Source organism: Actinomadura sp. SCN-SB (assembly GCF_043906805.1).
Classification (GTDB): Bacteria; Actinomycetota; Actinomycetes; order Streptosporangiales; family Streptosporangiaceae; genus Spirillospora.
Genome location: NZ_JBIMPP010000011.1, coordinates 152,764 through 168,402 on the forward strand (window position 1 = coordinate 152,764; position 15,639 = coordinate 168,402).

General features: G+C 73.1%; 13 protein-coding genes. 1 reads left to right on the forward strand and 12 read right to left on the reverse strand.

All coding sequences use genetic code 11. The annotated features are described in order from the left end of the window. Positions 1 to 24: 24 nt before the first annotated feature. The 12 genes from ACGWYJ_RS10315 to ACGWYJ_RS10370 form a co-directional block, all read right to left on the reverse strand. Positions 25 to 789, reverse strand: a complete 765-nt coding sequence (locus ACGWYJ_RS10315) for an ATP-binding cassette domain-containing protein (protein WP_395105507.1) — start codon at positions 787 to 789, stop codon at positions 25 to 27. Next, positions 786 to 1,595 (reverse strand): ABC transporter ATP-binding protein, encoded by an 810-nt coding sequence (locus ACGWYJ_RS10320; RefSeq protein WP_395105510.1) that lies wholly within the window; start codon positions 1,593 to 1,595, stop codon positions 786 to 788. Before ACGWYJ_RS10320 ends, ACGWYJ_RS10315 begins: the two co-directional genes overlap by 4 nt. Continuing rightward, complete coding sequence (locus ACGWYJ_RS10325) at positions 1,592 to 2,488, reverse strand: ABC transporter permease (RefSeq protein WP_395105512.1); 897 nt, start codon at positions 2,486 to 2,488, stop codon at positions 1,592 to 1,594. Before ACGWYJ_RS10325 ends, ACGWYJ_RS10320 begins: the two co-directional genes overlap by 4 nt. Beyond that, entirely contained in the window at positions 2,485 to 3,549 is a 1,065-nt protein-coding gene (locus ACGWYJ_RS10330) for an ABC transporter permease (RefSeq protein WP_395105514.1), read from the reverse strand. The genes ACGWYJ_RS10325 and ACGWYJ_RS10330 overlap by 4 nt, the downstream gene beginning before the upstream one ends. A 103-nt stretch (positions 3,550 to 3,652) precedes the next feature. Further along, positions 3,653 to 5,302 (reverse strand): ABC transporter substrate-binding protein, encoded by a 1,650-nt coding sequence (locus ACGWYJ_RS10335; protein WP_395105515.1) that lies wholly within the window; start codon positions 5,300 to 5,302, stop codon positions 3,653 to 3,655. A gap of 37 nt (positions 5,303 to 5,339) precedes the next feature. Next, a complete protein-coding gene (locus ACGWYJ_RS10340) occupies positions 5,340 to 7,085 on the reverse strand; it encodes a hydantoinase B/oxoprolinase family protein (protein ID WP_395105516.1) in 1,746 nt (581 codons plus the stop codon). Continuing rightward, positions 7,082 to 9,151 carry a hydantoinase/oxoprolinase family protein gene (locus tag ACGWYJ_RS10345; RefSeq protein WP_395105517.1) on the reverse strand — a complete coding sequence of 690 codons (2,070 nt, stop codon included), beginning with the start codon at positions 9,149 to 9,151 and terminating at the stop codon, positions 7,082 to 7,084. The genes ACGWYJ_RS10340 and ACGWYJ_RS10345 overlap by 4 nt, the downstream gene beginning before the upstream one ends. After that, a complete protein-coding gene (locus ACGWYJ_RS10350) occupies positions 9,148 to 10,440 on the reverse strand; it encodes an amidohydrolase family protein (protein WP_395105519.1) in 1,293 nt (430 codons plus the stop codon). Before ACGWYJ_RS10350 ends, ACGWYJ_RS10345 begins: the two co-directional genes overlap by 4 nt. Before the next feature lie 26 nt (positions 10,441 to 10,466). Further along, complete coding sequence (locus tag ACGWYJ_RS10355; RefSeq protein WP_395105521.1) at positions 10,467 to 11,648, reverse strand: NAD(P)/FAD-dependent oxidoreductase; 1,182 nt, start codon at positions 11,646 to 11,648, stop codon at positions 10,467 to 10,469. Then, positions 11,645 to 13,123, reverse strand: coding sequence for an NAD(P)/FAD-dependent oxidoreductase (locus tag ACGWYJ_RS10360; RefSeq protein WP_395105523.1), 1,479 nt, complete (start codon positions 13,121 to 13,123; stop codon positions 11,645 to 11,647). The genes ACGWYJ_RS10355 and ACGWYJ_RS10360 overlap by 4 nt, the downstream gene beginning before the upstream one ends. After that, complete coding sequence (locus ACGWYJ_RS10365) at positions 13,120 to 13,383, reverse strand: (2Fe-2S)-binding protein (protein ID WP_395105525.1); 264 nt, start codon at positions 13,381 to 13,383, stop codon at positions 13,120 to 13,122. Before ACGWYJ_RS10365 ends, ACGWYJ_RS10360 begins: the two co-directional genes overlap by 4 nt. After that, a complete protein-coding gene (locus ACGWYJ_RS10370; protein WP_395105527.1) occupies positions 13,380 to 14,351 on the reverse strand; it encodes a dihydrodipicolinate synthase family protein in 972 nt (323 codons plus the stop codon). Before ACGWYJ_RS10370 ends, ACGWYJ_RS10365 begins: the two co-directional genes overlap by 4 nt. 198 nt (positions 14,352 to 14,549) lie before the next feature. On the opposite strand from ACGWYJ_RS10370, the gene ACGWYJ_RS10375 reads away from it, so the two are divergent. Beyond that, positions 14,550 to 15,593 (forward strand): LacI family DNA-binding transcriptional regulator, encoded by a 1,044-nt coding sequence (locus ACGWYJ_RS10375; RefSeq protein ID WP_395105528.1) that lies wholly within the window; start codon positions 14,550 to 14,552, stop codon positions 15,591 to 15,593. Positions 15,594 to 15,639: the final 46 nt, after the last annotated feature.

Sequence of the window (15,639 nt, forward strand, 5' to 3'; positions counted from 1 at the left end):
TGGAGCGGCAGGGTGGGGAGACGGTCAGGCGGACGGGTCCGGGACGGGGACGGCGTCCAGCAGCGACCGGGTGTAGGGATGGCGCGGGGAGCCGTAGATCTCCTCGCGGGTGCCGATCTCGACCAGCTCGCCCTGGTCGAGCACGGCCACCCGGTCGCAGAGGTAGTGCACGACGGCGAGGTCGTGAGCGATGAACAGGATGGCCAGGTCCAGGCGTTCGCGAAGGTCGCGGAAGAGGTTGAGGACCTGGGCCTGGACGGAGACGTCGAGGGAGGAGACGACCTCGTCGCAGATCAGCACCTTGGGCTCGACGGCCAGGGCACGCGCGATCGCGATCCGCTGGCGCTGGCCGCCGGAGAAGGACCGGGGGTGGCGGTCCAGGTCGGCGGGGCTGAGGCCGACGGTCTCCAGCAGCGCGGCGGCCCTGGCACGGCGGGCGCTCCGGTCGGGTTCCAGGCCGTGGACGAGCATGCCCTCCTCGATCAGGGCTCCCGCGGTCATGCGCGGGTTGAGGGAGGAGTAGGGGTCCTGGAAGACCATCTGCAGGTCGCGGCGGAGCGCCCGCAGGTCGCGGCGCGAGGCGGCGAGCACGTCGCGGTCGCCGAGCGTGATGCGGCCGGAGTCGGGACGGGTCAGCCGCGTGACGCAGCGGGCCACGGTGGACTTGCCGGAGCCCGACTCCCCCACCAGGCCCAGCACCTCTCCCGGCGCGACGGAGAAGGAGACGTCCCTGACGACGTGCCGTCCGCCGAAGCTCTTCACGAGGTTCTCCACCCTGAGCGTGGTCATCGGTCCTCCATCTCGACGGTGGACAGGCGGCGGTCTCGGTCGCCGTCGATGCGCGGCACCGCGGCCAGCAGCGCCTTGGTGTACGGGTGGCGAGGCGAGGCGTAGATCCGGCGTACCGGGCCTTCCTCCACCGGGGCGCCGTGCCGCATCACGACCACGCGGTCGGCGAAGTTCGCCACGATGCCCAGGTCGTGGGTGATGAGCAGGACGGCCATGCCGCGCTCGTCCGCGAGTTCGCGCATGAGCGTCAGCACCTGGGCCTGCACGCGGACGTCGAGCGCGGTGGTGGGTTCGTCGGCGATGAGCAGGTCGGGTTCGGCGATGACGGCGATCGCGATGACGACGCGCTGCCGCATGCCGCCGGAGAACTGGTGCGGGTAGTCGTCGAAGCGCCGGGCCGCGTCGCGCACGCCGAGGCGGCCGAGGAGGTCGATGCCGCGGCGGCGCGCCTCCTTCTTCCGGACGCCGCGGATGACCAGCGGCTGCATGATCTGCCACCCCACGGTCATGACGGGGTTGAGCGAGGCCAGGGGGTCCTGGAAGACCAGTCCGATCCGCGCGCCGCGGACCTCGCGCAGCGCCCGTCCGGGCAGGGACAGCAGGTCGGTTCCGTCGAAGTCGATCCGTCCCGTCACCTCGGCGTCCCGGTCCAGGCGCAGGATGGTGCGGGCGGTGACGGACTTGCCGGAGCCGGACTCGCCCACCAGCGCGACCTTCTCCCCGGCGCCGACCCGGAGGTCCACCCCGCGCAGCACCTCGGTCCCGCCGAGGCGGACGCGCAGGTCATGGATCGCGAGCAGGCTCATCGCGCCTCCCGGAGCGTCGGGTCGTTGCGGACGCGCAGCCAGTCGCCCAGCAGGTTGAACGAGATCGCGGTGATGACGATGGCCAGGCCGGGGAACAGCACCGCCCACCAGCCGCCGGTGATGTTGTTGGCCGCGGCGGCGATCATGGCGCCCCACTCGGCGGACGGGGCCTGGGCGCCCACGCCGACGAACGACAGGCCCGAGATGACCAGCATCACCGCCGACACGTCGAGCGTGGTCTGCACGTAGAGGGTGTTCAGCGCGTTCGGCAGGATGTGCTTGACGATGAGCCTCGGGGCCGGGACGCCCAGCGTGCGCGCGGCCTCGACGTACTCGGCGTCCTTGACGTCCCGTACCAGCGAGCGCACCAGCCGGGCGTAGCCGGGCCACCAGGTCAGGCACAGCGCGATCACCGCGGAGCGCAGGCCGGGGCCGAGCGCCGCGGCCAGGCCGAGCGCCAGGATGATGGCGGGCAGGGACAGGCCGATGTCGCAGATCCGCATGATGATCTCATCGACCACCCGGCCGCCGAGCGCCGCCAGGGTGCCCAGGAGGGTGCCGATGAGGGTGGCGACGGCGATCACGATGACGGTGGCCAGCAGCGACACCCCGGCGCCGTGGAGGACGCGGCTGAGGATGTCGCGCCCGTTGGCGTCGGTGCCGAACCAATGGGACGCGGACGGGGCGTTGAGCGCCTGGCCGAGGTCGACCGCGTAGGGGTCGTGCGGTGCGACGAGGGGTCCGGCCACGGCGATCAGGACCATCAGCCCGGCGATGACCATGGCGGCGCGTTCCAGGACCGAGGCACGCCCCCGCACCCATGGGAGGCGCCGCACCGCGGGGGCCGGGCCCGCCACGGCGGTCTTCATGACGCCTTCGCCGCGCTCGGTCATGACGCCCCCTCGGTGACGGCGGCCGCCGGTCCGGCCGCGGGCGCCTGGGCGCGGCGGCCGGTGTGCCGGAGACGGGGGTTGAGCCAGAGTTGCACGAGGTCGACGGCGAGGTTGGCCAGCACGAAGACCACTCCGATCACGAGCACGGTGCCGATCACCGCGTACAGGTCGTTCTGCAGGACGGCGTTGACCGCGTAGGCGCCGATGCCGGTGCGGCCGAACACCGACTCGATCAGCACGGTGGAGCCGAGCATCCAGCCGAGCTGCATGCCGAGGATGGTGCTGACCGGGACCAGCGCGTTGCGCAGACCGTGCCGGATCACCACCCGGCGTTCCGAGGCGCCGGTGGCGCGGGCCAGCGTGACGAAGTCGGCGTCCAGTACGGTGATCATGGACGACCGGACGGTGCGGGCGACCACGGCGACGAACGACGCGGCGAGCGTCACGGCGGGCAGCACCAGGTGCGCCACGGCGTCGCCGAACGCCGCCGGGTCCCCGGCCAGCAACGCGTCCACCGAGGTCAGGCCGGTGATCGAGGGCACCTCCCGGCCGAACCCGAGCTGCCCGGTCAGCGGCAGCAGCCCGAGCCGGTCGGCGAACACCAGTTGCAGCATCAGGCCCAGCCAGAACACCGGCACGGCGGCGCCGAGCAGGACGGTCAGGCGGGCCGCCACGTCGGCGGCGCGGCCCCGCCGGTACGCGGCGTACACGCCCAGCGGCACCGCGACCGCCACATTGATCAGCATGGCGGCGAGCACCAGCTCGACCGAGGACGGCAGGGCCTTGCCGATGTCGTCGAGCACCGGCCGCTGGGTGAAGACCGATGTGCCCAGGTCGCCGTGCAGCAGCCGGCCCAGGTAGCCGAGGAACTGGTCCCACGGCGACCGGTCGAGGCCGAGCCGTTCGGCCGCCGCCCGGACCTGCTCGGCCGTGGCGTTGCGGCCCGCGGCCGCCCGCGCCGGGTCGCCGGGCAGCACCTGCGTCATCAGGAACGTGACCACGGCCAGGCCGAACAGCACGACGACGCTGGTGACGAGCCGTCTCAGCAGGAAACGCGCCATGCTCTTGCCTCCCCTCGGTTCGGTGTCTCGGGCCGGACACCGGGCTCGGCCCGCCGATGGGTCCGGGCCCGCCGCCGGGGTGGCGGCGGGTCCGGAACGGGACTCATCCGGTCCTGATCGCGTAGACGTCGACGGTCTGGTGGTGGGAGGGCTGGTAGGCGTAGCCGGTCAGGCCCTTCCGCAGGACGGTCACGTACTGCGGGTTCGACATGTTGATCGACGGGACGTCCGCCGCGATCAGCCGCTGCGCCTGCTTGTACAGGTCGCAGCGGGCAGCCTGGTCGGTGAGCGCCTGGGCCCGCTCGACCAGCGAGTCGACCTTGGGGTTGTCGTAGCCGCCGCTGTTCTGCCCGTTGTTGATGAACCGCGAGTGGAACAGCTGGTACAGCACCGAGTCGGCGTCCGGGTTGGCCGGGAAGGCGTAGATCATCCCCAGGTCGGGGGTGGTGGCGTTGCTCTTGAGCCGCTGCACGTACTCGGGGTAGGTGATCGCCTGCAGCTTCAGCGTGACACCGATCTTGGCCAGGTCGGACTGCAGCAGGGTGGCGGCCTGCTCCATCTCCGCGGTCGCCTTCAGGTACGTCATGGTGAGGGTGACGTTGGAGAGCCCCGCGGCCCGCAGCGACGCCTTGGCCTTGTCGGGGTCGTACCCCGGCTGCGGGACGGTGGGGTCGAAGCACATCATGGCGGACGGCAGGACGCCCACGGCCGTCTTGCCCGCGCCCTTGAGGATCGACCCGGTGTGCTGGCCGTACTGGTAGGCCGACGCGATCGCCTCGCGCAGCGCCTTGTTCGACACCGGCGAGCCCTTCATCTTGAAGAAGACGTAGAGCTGGACGTTGGTGTCGGCCTTGTCGACCTGGAACTGCTTGTCGCCCTCGAACGAGGCCCAGTCGTTGGGGTCGATGTCCATGGCGATGTCGATGTCGCCGGACAGCAGGGCGCTCTTCTGGGTGGCGGCCTGCGGGAGGTACCGGAAGACGACGTTCTCGGCCTGGCCGGAGAAACCGCCCCAGTACTTGTCGTACCGCGCGAACTTGGCCTCCTGGTTGGTGGTGTACCCGGTCAGCCGGTACGGCCCGGAGCCTGCGTCATTGCCGGCCAGCCACTTCTGCCCATGGTCGCCTCCCTCGTTCGCCTGGACGAGCTTGGAGTTGAGCAGGTACACGCGGGTGAGCGCGCCGAGCATCGGCGCGTAGGGACGGCTCAGCTCGATGGTCAGATGGGTGTCGTCGGTGACCTTGGTGGACTCGTAGGCGGTGAGCAGCGCCGCCACCCCCACGTTGACCTTCTTGATGCGGTCGAGGGTGTACTTGACGTCGGTGGCGGTGAGCGTGTTCCCGTCGTGGAAGGTGACATCGCCCCGCAGGGTCAGATCGATCGACTTCCCGTCCTCGGCGACCGTCCACTTGGTGGCCACGCTCGGCTCCAGCCGGTTGCCCTGGCCGTACTTGACGAGGGTGTCGTAGGCGGGACGGGCGACCTCGTCGACCGTGGAGTTGTCGGCCTGCACCGGGTCGAACGTGGCGGGCGGCTCGTTCTCGGCGATGATCAGCGTCTGCTTCCGCTCGCCGGACGCCGAGGTCCCGCCGCCGCAGGCGGCCACCGCGAGCGCTCCCGCCACGAGCACGGCCGTCAGGCGCAGCCCGCCGCCGCGCGGCTTGCGGCGCCGCGGACGGTCGCCGCCTAGAGGGCCATGGGGTGGCCCGAACCCGGGGTCCGGCTCGCCGGTCCGGAGATGTGCGTGGACCACTGTTCTCTCCCCTTCATGATGTGTCCGGGCGGACGGGTCAAGCCTCGTGCCGTTCGGCACGGGCCGGTGTGGGGTGGTAGGTGCCGTCGGGGGCGACCACGAGTCCGTAGTCGCGCTCGGCGGCGTCTGGGGTGACGTAGCCGTCGAGGACGTCGGCCACGACGGCGGCGGGGTCGCGGTCCAGGGGGTCGCCGTACCCGCCCCCGCCCGCGGTGCGGTTGACGAAGCGGTCCCCCGCCCGCATGGCGGCCCGGTACATGCCGACGCGCTTCTCGCGTTCGGTGCCGGGCCACAGCGTCATCGCGCTGGGCTCGGGCTCCAGCCCGCCGTGCAACGCCCACGGCCTGGTCTTGCTCTTCTTCTTCATCGACAGCACCTCGCCGTCGGCGAGGTAGCGGACCTGGCGCAGCACGCCGACGCCCCCGCGGTACCGGCCGGCCCCGCCCGAGTCGGGGATCAGCTCCAGCCGCTCATGGAAGATCGTCGACTTGTGCTCCAGCACCTCGATCGGCGTGTTGCGCACGACGCTCTGGGACGGATGCTGCTGGGCGTTGGCGCCGTCGCGGTCGCGGCGGGCGCCCCAGCCGATGCCCTCGTTGTTGCTGATGACGAAGTCCTCGCCGGTGCGGGGGTCGTGGCCGAGCGCCATGAAGCCGGGCTCGTCGCCCCCGGAGGACGCCGGGATGGACTCGATGACCCGGGCCAGTGCCTTGTGCATCAGCTCGAAGGCGACGATGCCGCTCCACTGGGTGAACGTCGCCGCCGGGTACACCGCGTGGAAGAAGGTGCCCGGGTCCGCCTTGATCTTCAGGGCCCGGTAGTGGCCGGCGTTGGACGGCTCGGCGGGGGTGGTCAGCTCCTTGAAGGTGGCCTTGGCGATGCTCTCGGTGGCGCCGATCGGCAGGTTGACCGGGCCGAGCACCGCCCCGTCCGAGCCGTTGAAGTCGACCTCCATCCGGTCGCCTTCGATGGTGACCCGGACCTCCATGCGGATGGGGTCGTCGCTGATGCCGTCGTCGTCGCAGTAGTCGTGGGCGGTCCAGGTGCCGTCGGGCAGCGCGGCGACGGCCTTGCGCGCGACCCGTTCGCCGTGCTCGATGATCTGACGGACGGCCTGGTCGACGGTCTCGCCGCCGAACTTGTCCCAGACCTGCGCGAGCCGGTTCTCGCCGGTGCGCAGGGCGGCGAGCTGGGCGTGGAAGTCGCCGATGGTGAGGTCGGGCAGCCGCGAGTTGAAGCGGATCAGCTCGATGATGTCGCGCACCACCTCGCCCCGGTTCACGATCTTGGTGCCGGGGAAGATCAGCCCTTCCTGGTGCATGTCGGTGGAGTCCAGGACGTAGCCGGGGGACTTGGCGCCCAGGTCCATCCAGTGGGCGCGGACGGCGAGGTAGGCGGCCGGGCCTTCGTGCCCGTCGCGGAACACGGGGGCGAACAGCATCGCGTCGTAGGCGTGGGCCCCGCTCCAGTAGGGGTAGTTGAGCAGGTAGACGTCGCCGGGCGCCAGGTTCTCGCGGCCGACGTACTCCACCCCCTTGACCACCGCGTGGTCGTTGGCGCCGAGGAACGAGGTGATGCCCGCGGCCTCGGCCATCAGCTCCAGGTCGGCGGTGTAGAGGGAGATGCCGAAGTCGAGCACCTCGTAGATCACCGGGTTGAAGGCGGCCCGCACCAGCGTGCGGCGCATCTGCTCGCCCACCGACACCAGGTAGTTGCGGATCACCTCGACGGTCGCGCCGTCCAGCCTGCGGTCGTCGGTCATGGACTCTCCGTTCGCGGTCACCGGGCGGCCTCCGTGCCCGGGGCGGGACTGGTCACCAGCAGATGGCCGTGGCCGTCCACGGCGATGGCCTGGTCGCCGAAGACGACCGTGGTGGACGTGCCCTCCTCGACGATCGCGGGGCCGGGGATCCGGTGCCCGGGGGCGAGCGCGGCCCTGTCGTACACCGGGAACGGCACGGTGCCGCCGGTCGCCACGTCGAACGCGGGCCTGGAGCCCACGGGTACGGGTGGCGCGCCGGTGCCGGCGGCGGGCACCTCGCGCAGCCCCGGCTTGGCGAGCCCGCCGATCGCGCGGATCCGCAGGGTGAGGATCTGCCCGCCGTCCGGCATGGCGTGGCCGTAGCGGGCGCGGTGCTGGTCGTGGAAGCGGGCCAGGATCGCGGCGGCGTCGTCGCCGGGGCGCAGGTCGATGCCGAGCGCGTGCTCCTGCCCCCGGTAGCGGATGTCGAGACGGCGGATCAGCGTGCGGTCCTCGGGCTTGACGCCCTGCGCCGCCAGCACCTCCGCGCCCTGGGCCTCCAGGTCGGCGAACTCCGGCTCCAGCTCGGCCAGCGTGGCGTCACTGAGCGGCTTCAGCACCGTGGCGGCGAACTCGTGCTCCAGGTCCGACATGATCATCCCGAACGCCGAGAACGCGGCCGGGACCCGCGGGACGATCGTCTCGGCGATGCCCATCTCGCGGGCGAGCATGGGGCCGAGCAGCGGGCCCGCGCCGCCGAAGGCCAGCAGGGAGAACTCGCGCGGGTCCAGCGCCCGCTCCACGGTGATCTCGCGGAGGGCGCCGACCGTGCGGGCCAGCAGCACGCGGAACACGCTCTCCGCCGCCGTCGTCACGTCCACGCCGAGCGGCCGGGCCAGCTTCTCCTCGATGGCGGCGCGGGCGGCGTCCGCGTCGATGCTCATGTCGCCGCCGAGGAAGGCGGCCGGATCGAGGTAGCCGAGGACCAGCGCCGCGTCGGTCACGGTCGGCTCCGTGCCCCCGGCGCCGTAGGCCACCGGTCCCGGGACGGCTCCGGCGCTGTGCGGGCCCACCTTGAGCAGGCCCTCGTCGATCCAGGCGATGGAGCCGCCGCCCGCGCCGACGGTGCGGATGTCGAAGATGGGGATGAGCAGCGGGAACCCGTCGATCGCGGCCTCGTGCACCTCGCCGGGCGAGCCGTCCTCGATGACGCAGCAGTCCACGCTGGTGCCGCCGACGTCGAAGGAGATCAGCTTGGACCGGCCGAGCTCGCGGGCCAGGAACGAGGCGCCGACCACCCCGCCCGCGGGGCCGGACAGCACGGTCATCAGCGGTGCCCGGCGTGCCAGCTCCGCGGTCATCGCGCCGCCGCCCGACCGCATGATGTGGAGCGGGCGGGTGAGCCCCGCGCCGGTGAGCCGCCGCTCCAGCGTCCCGATGTAGTCGTTCAGGACGGGACGGATGTAGGCGTCGAGCGTGGCGGTGCTGGTCCGCTCGTACTCGCGGTACTCGCGGGTGATGTCGGTGGACACGGAGATCGACACGTCCGGGTAGGTCTCGCGCAGGATGCGGGCGGCGCGGCGCTCGTGCTCCGGGTTCGCGTAGGAGTGCAGGAAGCAGATCGCCAGCGACCTCAGGCCGTGCTCCTCCACCAGCAGGCGGCCCGCCTCGCGCACGGCGTCCTCGTCCAGCGGCTCGACCTCCTCGCCCTGCGCGTCGATGCGTCCGGGCACGCCGGTGCGGTGGCGGCGGGGCACGAGCGGGGGCGGCGGGGCGTAGGAGAAGTCGTACATGTGCTGGCTCGGCACGTTCGCACGGGCGATCTCCAGCAGGTCGCGGAACCCGTCGTTGGTGATGATCCCGACCTTGGCCCCACGGCGCTGCAGGATGGCGTTCAGGCCGAGCGTCGTGCCGTGCGCGAACGCCTCGACCCCGTCCAGGCGTTCGGCGAGACCGGCGACGGCGTCGGCCACGCCCCGGGCGGGCTCCCGCGGCGTCGTCGGAACCTTGTGCAGCCGCAGCTCGCCCGTGGCGTCGTCGTAGGCGATCGCGTCGACGAACGTGCCGCCGATGTCGACCGCGAGCCGGATACGGGGGGAGGGGGTCACGCGTTGCCTCCGATGGTGTCGGGAACGGCGGGAAGGTCGGAACGGACGACTCGGCCGCCCTGCATGACGAAGCGGATGCGGCGCAGCGCCGACAGGTCCGACAGCGGGTCGCGGTCGGTGACGACCAGGTCGGCCAGCAGGCCCTCCTCGACCGCGCCCGCCCGGCCGGCGAGCCCGACCAGCCGGGCCGCGTCGCTGGTCCCCGCGCGCAGCGCCTGCGCCGGGCTCAGCCCGGCGTCGGTGAGGAACTCCATCTCCCGGACCGCGACCACGGTGTCCTCGATGGGCTCGCCGGGCGGGTAGTCGGTGCCGGCGAGCATGGTGATGCCGGGCGCCTCCGGGTCGGCGGGGTCGGCGATCCCCGCGGCGACCGCGCGGCGGATGCTGGCCAGGTGACCGGGACCGACCTCCATGGCGCGCTCGATCTGCCACTCGGTGAAGTCGTGCTCGCGCATCCACTCCGGGCAGCGGGTCACGCACAGCGTCGGGGTCAGGAACACCCGCCTCGCGGCCATCTCCTTGGCGGTCGCGTCGTCCAGGTCGTAGGCGTGCTCGTAGCCGCGGACGCCGGCGGCGAGCGCCTCCCGGATCGCCGCGCCCGACCCCGCGTGCGCGGTGACGTAGCTTCCGTGCTCCTCCGCCGCCCGGACCACCGCGCGCATCTCGTCCGGCGTCATCTGAGCGCCGGTGAACGACTCGCCCTGGTGCGCGATCCCGCCGGTGATGAAGATCTTGACCAGGTCGGCGCCCGCCGCCAGCTCCTCACGGGCCGCGCGCAGGAAGCCGTCGTGCCCGTCGGCGTACGAGCAGGCCGAGCCGTGCCCGTGGCCGCCGGTGGTGGACACGGCGCGGCCGGCCCCGACGATGCGCGGGGCGTCCACCCAGCCCTGCTCGGCGGCCGTCCGCACGAGCAGGTCGGCGCGGTGCTGCTCGTGGACGCAGCGCAGCGTGGTGACGCCCGCGTACAGCGCGTCCTGCGCCCGCGACAGCGCCCGCATCGCGGTCAGGCCCGGGTTCTCCGCCTCGTCGGTGGCCGAGAACGGGTAGACGACCGACAGGTGGGTGTGCACGGAGATCAGGCCGGGCAGCAGGTAGCGGCCGCCCAGGTCGAGGACCTGGGAACCGGGCGGCGGCGGTCCGGCGCCGATCGACGTGATCGTGCCCTCGGTGACCGCCACGTCGACGTTCCGCCGGATCGTGCCGCCGACCACGTCCACGACGTGCCCGCCGGTCAGCCACAGCGTCCCCTCGGCCGGTGCGGGCCGTCGCGGGTTGAGCGATACCGGCACGCGCGTCTCCTCTCTCCTCGGGCCCGTCATCGGGCCTCCTCGTACGGCGGTGCGGCGGGCTCGGCGGGCTCCAGGAGCCGGTCCGGGCCGAGGTCGTGCACGTCCACCGGGGCCGGTGCCCCTTCGACCAGGCAGCGCAGGGTCTCGCCCCACAGCGGGGCGAAGGTGAAGGCGTAGGTGCCGCCGCCGACGAAGAAGCCGGGAGCGCCCGGCACCTCGCCGATGACCGGCATCTCGTCCGGGGTGGCGGCCAGCGGCCCGGCCCACGTGCGCAGGAGGCGGAGCTTCCGGACGAACGGCAGCACGCGGGCCGCCTGGGCGATGTTGCCCAGGACGCTGTCCAGGCTCACCCGGCTGCGTCCCTCCCGGTCCAGCGCGAGCGCGGGCCAGCCCCCGCCGATCAGCAGGTTGCCGGCGGAGACCTGCTTGACCGACAGCCCCTCGCCGATGTGCTGGACCAGGTGGCGGAGCGTCTCGGGCAGCCGGACGGTGACATGCATCTGGATGGCGACCGGCGACATCCGCAGCCGGATCCCCGCCAGCGCGGCGATCTCCCCCAGCCAGGGGCCGGCGACGTCGACCACCGCGGCCGCCTCCACGACGGCCCGCTCCGCCACGACCCGCCAGCCCGAGCCGGAACGTTCCAGCGCACGGACCGGGCTGAACGGGTACACGCGGGCGCCGTACCGGGCCGCTCCGGCGAGGTAGGCCGGGGTCACCAGCAGCGGGTTGGCGTAGCCGTCCAGCGGGCACCAGGTGGCGGCGGTGACGGTGGGGCCGAGCAGGGGCAGCGCTTCGCGGGCGGCGTCGCCGTCGAGCACCTCCGTGGGCAGCCCGGCGCGTTCCTCCCACGCGCGCTTGGCGATCAGCTCGGCGCGCTGCCCGGGTGTCTCGGCGATGGTGAAGCCGCCGCTGCGGCGCAGCTCGACCGAGGTCTCCAGCTCGGCCTCGACCGTCTCCCACCGATCGCTCGCGGCCCGCTGCAGCGGCAGGAACCGGGCGCTGTCGAGGGCGACCTCCTGCCCGGGACGCCGGGTGTGGACCGCCTGGACGTGCAGGTTGCCCGCCGTCGTCCCCGAGCCCTCGCGGCCGGGCGCCCCGCGGTCGAGGACCACCACGTCGTGGCCGGCGCGGGCGAGATGGAAGGCCGCGGCGGCGCCCACCACCCCGGCCCCGATCACCACCACGTCGGCGGTCGGCACGCTCATCGCCGCCCCTCCTCGGCCTCGGCCGGCTCCGGCTCGGCGAGCGCGAGGAGCGTCTCGACGTCGACCGGGCGGACCGGCTGGCGGGCGGTGAACACCTGTTCGGGTGCGGAGCCGCCGGACGGGTCGTGCTCGGTGGCGTGCCTGATCAGACCGGCCACGGCGTAGCCGCAGAAACGGCCCTGGCAGGGGCCCATGCCCGCACGGGTCCGGGCCTTGGTCGCGTTGAGGTCGCCGCCGGCCCGCCCCGCCGCGGCGGAACGCACGTCCGCGACCGTCACGGCCTCGCAACGGCAGGCCATGGTCTCGCCGGGAAGCGCCGGTGCGAGGACGTCCTGCAGCTCGCCGGGGCCGGGGTAGAGATCGGCCGTCAGCGCCGTGAACGCGGCGAGCCTCCGGCGGGCGGCGGCCAGCCGGACGATCTCGCGGGGCGCGGGCGGCGTCGGGCCGGGGCGGGACCTGGCCTCGCGCGCCAGGATGTGCGCGGCCGCCGTCGTCCCGCGGTTCCGTGCCAGGTGGACGCCGCCGATCCCGGCCGCCTCCCCGACCACGTAGACACCGGGCCGGCCGCCGCGGCCGAAGGCGTCGGTGACCGGCTCGGCGTCACCGGTGACCGGGTCGCACCGGACCTCGCAGCCGAGCAGCCTGGCCAGCTCGGTCTGCGGGCGGAATCCGTAGCCGACGCACACGGCGTCCACCTCAAGCGCGCGGACGGGACGTGTCGGTGCGGCCGTGGCGGCGAGGGTGACCGAAGAGACGCGGTCCTCACCGTCCGCGCGCAGCACCACGTGCCCCTGCCAGACCGGGACGCGTGCACGGGCCAGCCGCGCCGCGTACCGGGTGAGCTCGCCGAGCCTTCCAAGGTGGCGCAGGGCGGCGAGCGACCGTGCCGAGGGCCGGTAGGGGTGCCCCGCCTCGGCGACGCCGACGACCGTGACGCCGCGGTCGAGCAGGGAGCAGGCGACCGGAAGCAGGAAGGGTCCCGATCCGGCGACCAGGACGCGATCGCCGATCGCCGCTCCGTCGGCCGCCGCGAGATGCTGCGCGAACCCGGGCGTGGTGACGCCGGGCAGTTGCCAGCCGGGGAAGGGGTGGCTCCGCTCGTAGGCGCCGGTGGCCACGACGACGTACCGTCCGCGCAGCACGACCGGCTCGCCCACGGGGCCGGTGGCCAGCAGGGTGCGGCCGTCGTCGGCGACACCCCAGACCAGATGCCCCGTCAGGCAGCGCACGCCCAGTTCCCGCACCCGCCCGATCAGCCGTCCGCCCTCGGGACGGTGATCGCCGTGGTCGCGCAGGACCGCGGGCGAGGGACGCCTGTAGTACTGGCCTCCCAGCTCGGGCTGCTCGTCCACGAGGGTCACGGCGAGCCCGCCGGAGGCCAGCCGAACCGCGGCGGCGAGCCCGGCGGGGCCTCCTCCGACGACCACGACGTCGCAGTCGGCACCTGACTCGCCGCGGGCTCCGGCGCGGCTCATCGTCCGCGCTCCGGGCTCGTCTCGACCGCCATCCCGGCGACGACCCTGGTGAGGCACGCCCGGACGTGCGGCCGCCCGTCCACGGTGACTTCGCATTCGAAGCAGGCGCCCATGCCGCAGAACGGCCCGCGGGGCTCTCCGCTGACGGGATTGTCACGCAGTCGCCACCGGCGTGCGCCGACGAACGCCGCGGTGAGCGAGGCCCCCTCCGCGGCGTCCACCCGTTCGCCGTCGACGGTGATCTGGACGGTGCCGTTCACGCGCGCTCTCCTGGGAGGACCGGCGCGGTCGCGGCGAGGGCGTCGCGGAGCCCGGACTCGGTCAGCGCCGCGTCGATGGCCCGGAGCGACTCGGCGTCGGTCACCGGAAGCAGCGGCGGGCGCACCTGTCCGCCGGGCTGGCCGAGGAGGGACATCGCCGCCTTGAGCTGCGGGATCGGCGAGGCGTGTATGCCGCTGTAGTCGGGCCGTACCAGCCGTCCGGAGAGGGCGGAGTACCGGTCCGCCCAGGTGCGGGCGGCATCGCGGTCGCCCGCGGCGACGGCTTCGTAGTACGGCACCGCGAACGGGGCTCCGAGGCCGCCGCCGTCGATGTTGCCGTCCCCGCCGAGTTCCAGCAGCACGGCCAGGCCGCGCCGGTGCAGGAAGCTGCCGAAGACGCGGACCCGGTCGCGGACGGCCTCGACCGTGCCGAGCATCCGCAGCCAGTCGCCGGTGCTGTCCTTGATCGCGACCACCCTGGGCAGGTCGGCCAGCCGGCGGACCAGGCCGGGGTGGGCGGAGATGTCGGCGGACACGCCGCGCGGCCAGTTGTAGACCATGAACGGCAGGTCGGTCGCCCCGCTGACCTCGGCGTAGAAGCTCAGGATCTCCTCGGGCCCCGGGTGGACGTACGGAGGCGGGGTGGCCAGCACGCCGTCCGCGCCGACGCCGGCCGCGTGCCGGGCCAGGTCGATGGCCTCGGCGGGGGTGTAGGCGGTGACGCCGACGACGACCGGGATCCTGCCGTCCACCTCGCGCACGGCGATCTCGGCGACGCGCCGCCGCTCCGCCGGGCTCTGGCTGAACCACTCGCCGGTGGTGCCGTTGACCAGCACACCGTGCACCCCCTGGCTCAGGTACAGGCCGAGCACCTCGCGCAGCGCGGGCTCGTCCAGGGCACCGTCGGAGGTGAAGGGTGTGGGCGCGGCCGGCCAGTAGCCGTGCCAGGCGACGTCATCGCGATCCAAGGTCGTCCTTCCCAGGGTGTTGGGATCGATTGCATAAGGTTCCAGGACGACGAACCAGAACGTCAAGGCCGAAACAGGCATTTAACAAGGGAGAAAGTTAAGCGAAACGACCACAGACGGCCGAAGTCGTGCCATGATTATCGCGATCGATGGGATCGATCCCAGTACGGCACACTCGGAGAAGGCGGTGGAGCGGGCGTGAGTGCAACCTTGAAGGACGTCGCGGCGGCCGCGGGCGTGTCCCGGAGCACCGCGTCGCGCGCCCTCAGCGGCTCCCCGCTCATCGCCCCGGAGACACGCGCGGCGGTGGAGGAGGCCGCGCGCCGGCTCAACTACCGTCCCAACCGGACGGCCAGCGCGTTGCGCTCGCGCCAGTCCCACCTCATCGGCCTGGTCATCGGCAACCTCGTGAACGCCTCGTTCCACACGATCGCCGAGGTCGTCCAGCGCCGCGCCTCCGCCGAGGGCTACCAGGTGATGCTGTGCATCACCGACGCCGACCCGCGCCGGGAGGAGGACATCCTGCGCACCCTCGGCGACCATGGCGTCGACGGTCTCGTGCTCATCGGCACGGGACGCAACGCCGCCGCCTCCAACGCGCTCATCGCCCAAGGCAGGGCACTGGTCAACCTCATCCGCGCGGCTCCCGAGAGCGCCGGGCCCACCGTCCTCGCGTCCGACCGCGACGGCGCGTACGAGGCGACCCGCCACCTGCTCGATCTCGGCCACCGCCACATCGGCTACATCGGCGGGCCGCTGTCGGCCACCTCGGGGCAGGAACGCTACGCCGGATACGAACAGGCGTTGCGCGAGAGCGGGATCCGAGTGGACGAGCGACTCGTCGAACGCGGCCCCTTCGAGCCGGCCTTCGGGTCGGACGCCGCCGGCCGGCTGCTGGAACGCGCCCCGGAGATGACCGCGCTGCTGGCCGCCAACCATGAGGCCGTCTTCGGGGTGCTGCCGGCCCTCACCGCCGCCGGGGTACGCATCCCGGACGACCTGTCCCTGATCTGCTACGAGGACATCAGCTGGCTGCGCTGGTGGCACCCACCGATCACCGTCGTGGACAACGGCGCCCGCGAGCTGGGCGAACTCGCCATGGACCTGCTCCTGCAGATGATGAACCGGGACGCGGGCAACTCCACTGACGACGCGCCGCGGCCGGCCCGCACCTACCGCGTGGGCGCCCAGCTCGTCGAACGAGCATCCTGCGCACCTCCACGCGGGCAGGGCAAGAACTGAGCCCGGCCGCGTGTGGCCCCGCGTGGGTCACATGCTGGCGATGAGC

Excerpts from the sequence above, each read along its gene's own strand:
- ACGWYJ_RS10325 (WP_395105512.1), bottom strand. The coding sequence starts at position 2,488 with ATGACCGAGCGCGGCGAAGGCGTCATGAAGACCGCCGTGGCGGGCCCG.
- ACGWYJ_RS10330 (WP_395105514.1), bottom strand. The coding sequence starts at position 3,549 with ATGGCGCGTTTCCTGCTGAGACGGCTCGTCACCAGCGTCGTCGTGCTG.
- ACGWYJ_RS10320 (WP_395105510.1), bottom strand. The coding sequence starts at position 1,595 with ATGAGCCTGCTCGCGATCCATGACCTGCGCGTCCGCCTCGGCGGGACC.
- ACGWYJ_RS10360 (WP_395105523.1), bottom strand. The coding sequence starts at position 13,123 with ATGAGCCGCGCCGGAGCCCGCGGCGAGTCAGGTGCCGACTGCGACGTC.
- ACGWYJ_RS10315 (WP_395105507.1), bottom strand. The coding sequence starts at position 789 with ATGACCACGCTCAGGGTGGAGAACCTCGTGAAGAGCTTCGGCGGACGG.
- ACGWYJ_RS10355 (WP_395105521.1), bottom strand. The coding sequence starts at position 11,648 with ATGAGCGTGCCGACCGCCGACGTGGTGGTGATCGGGGCCGGGGTGGTG.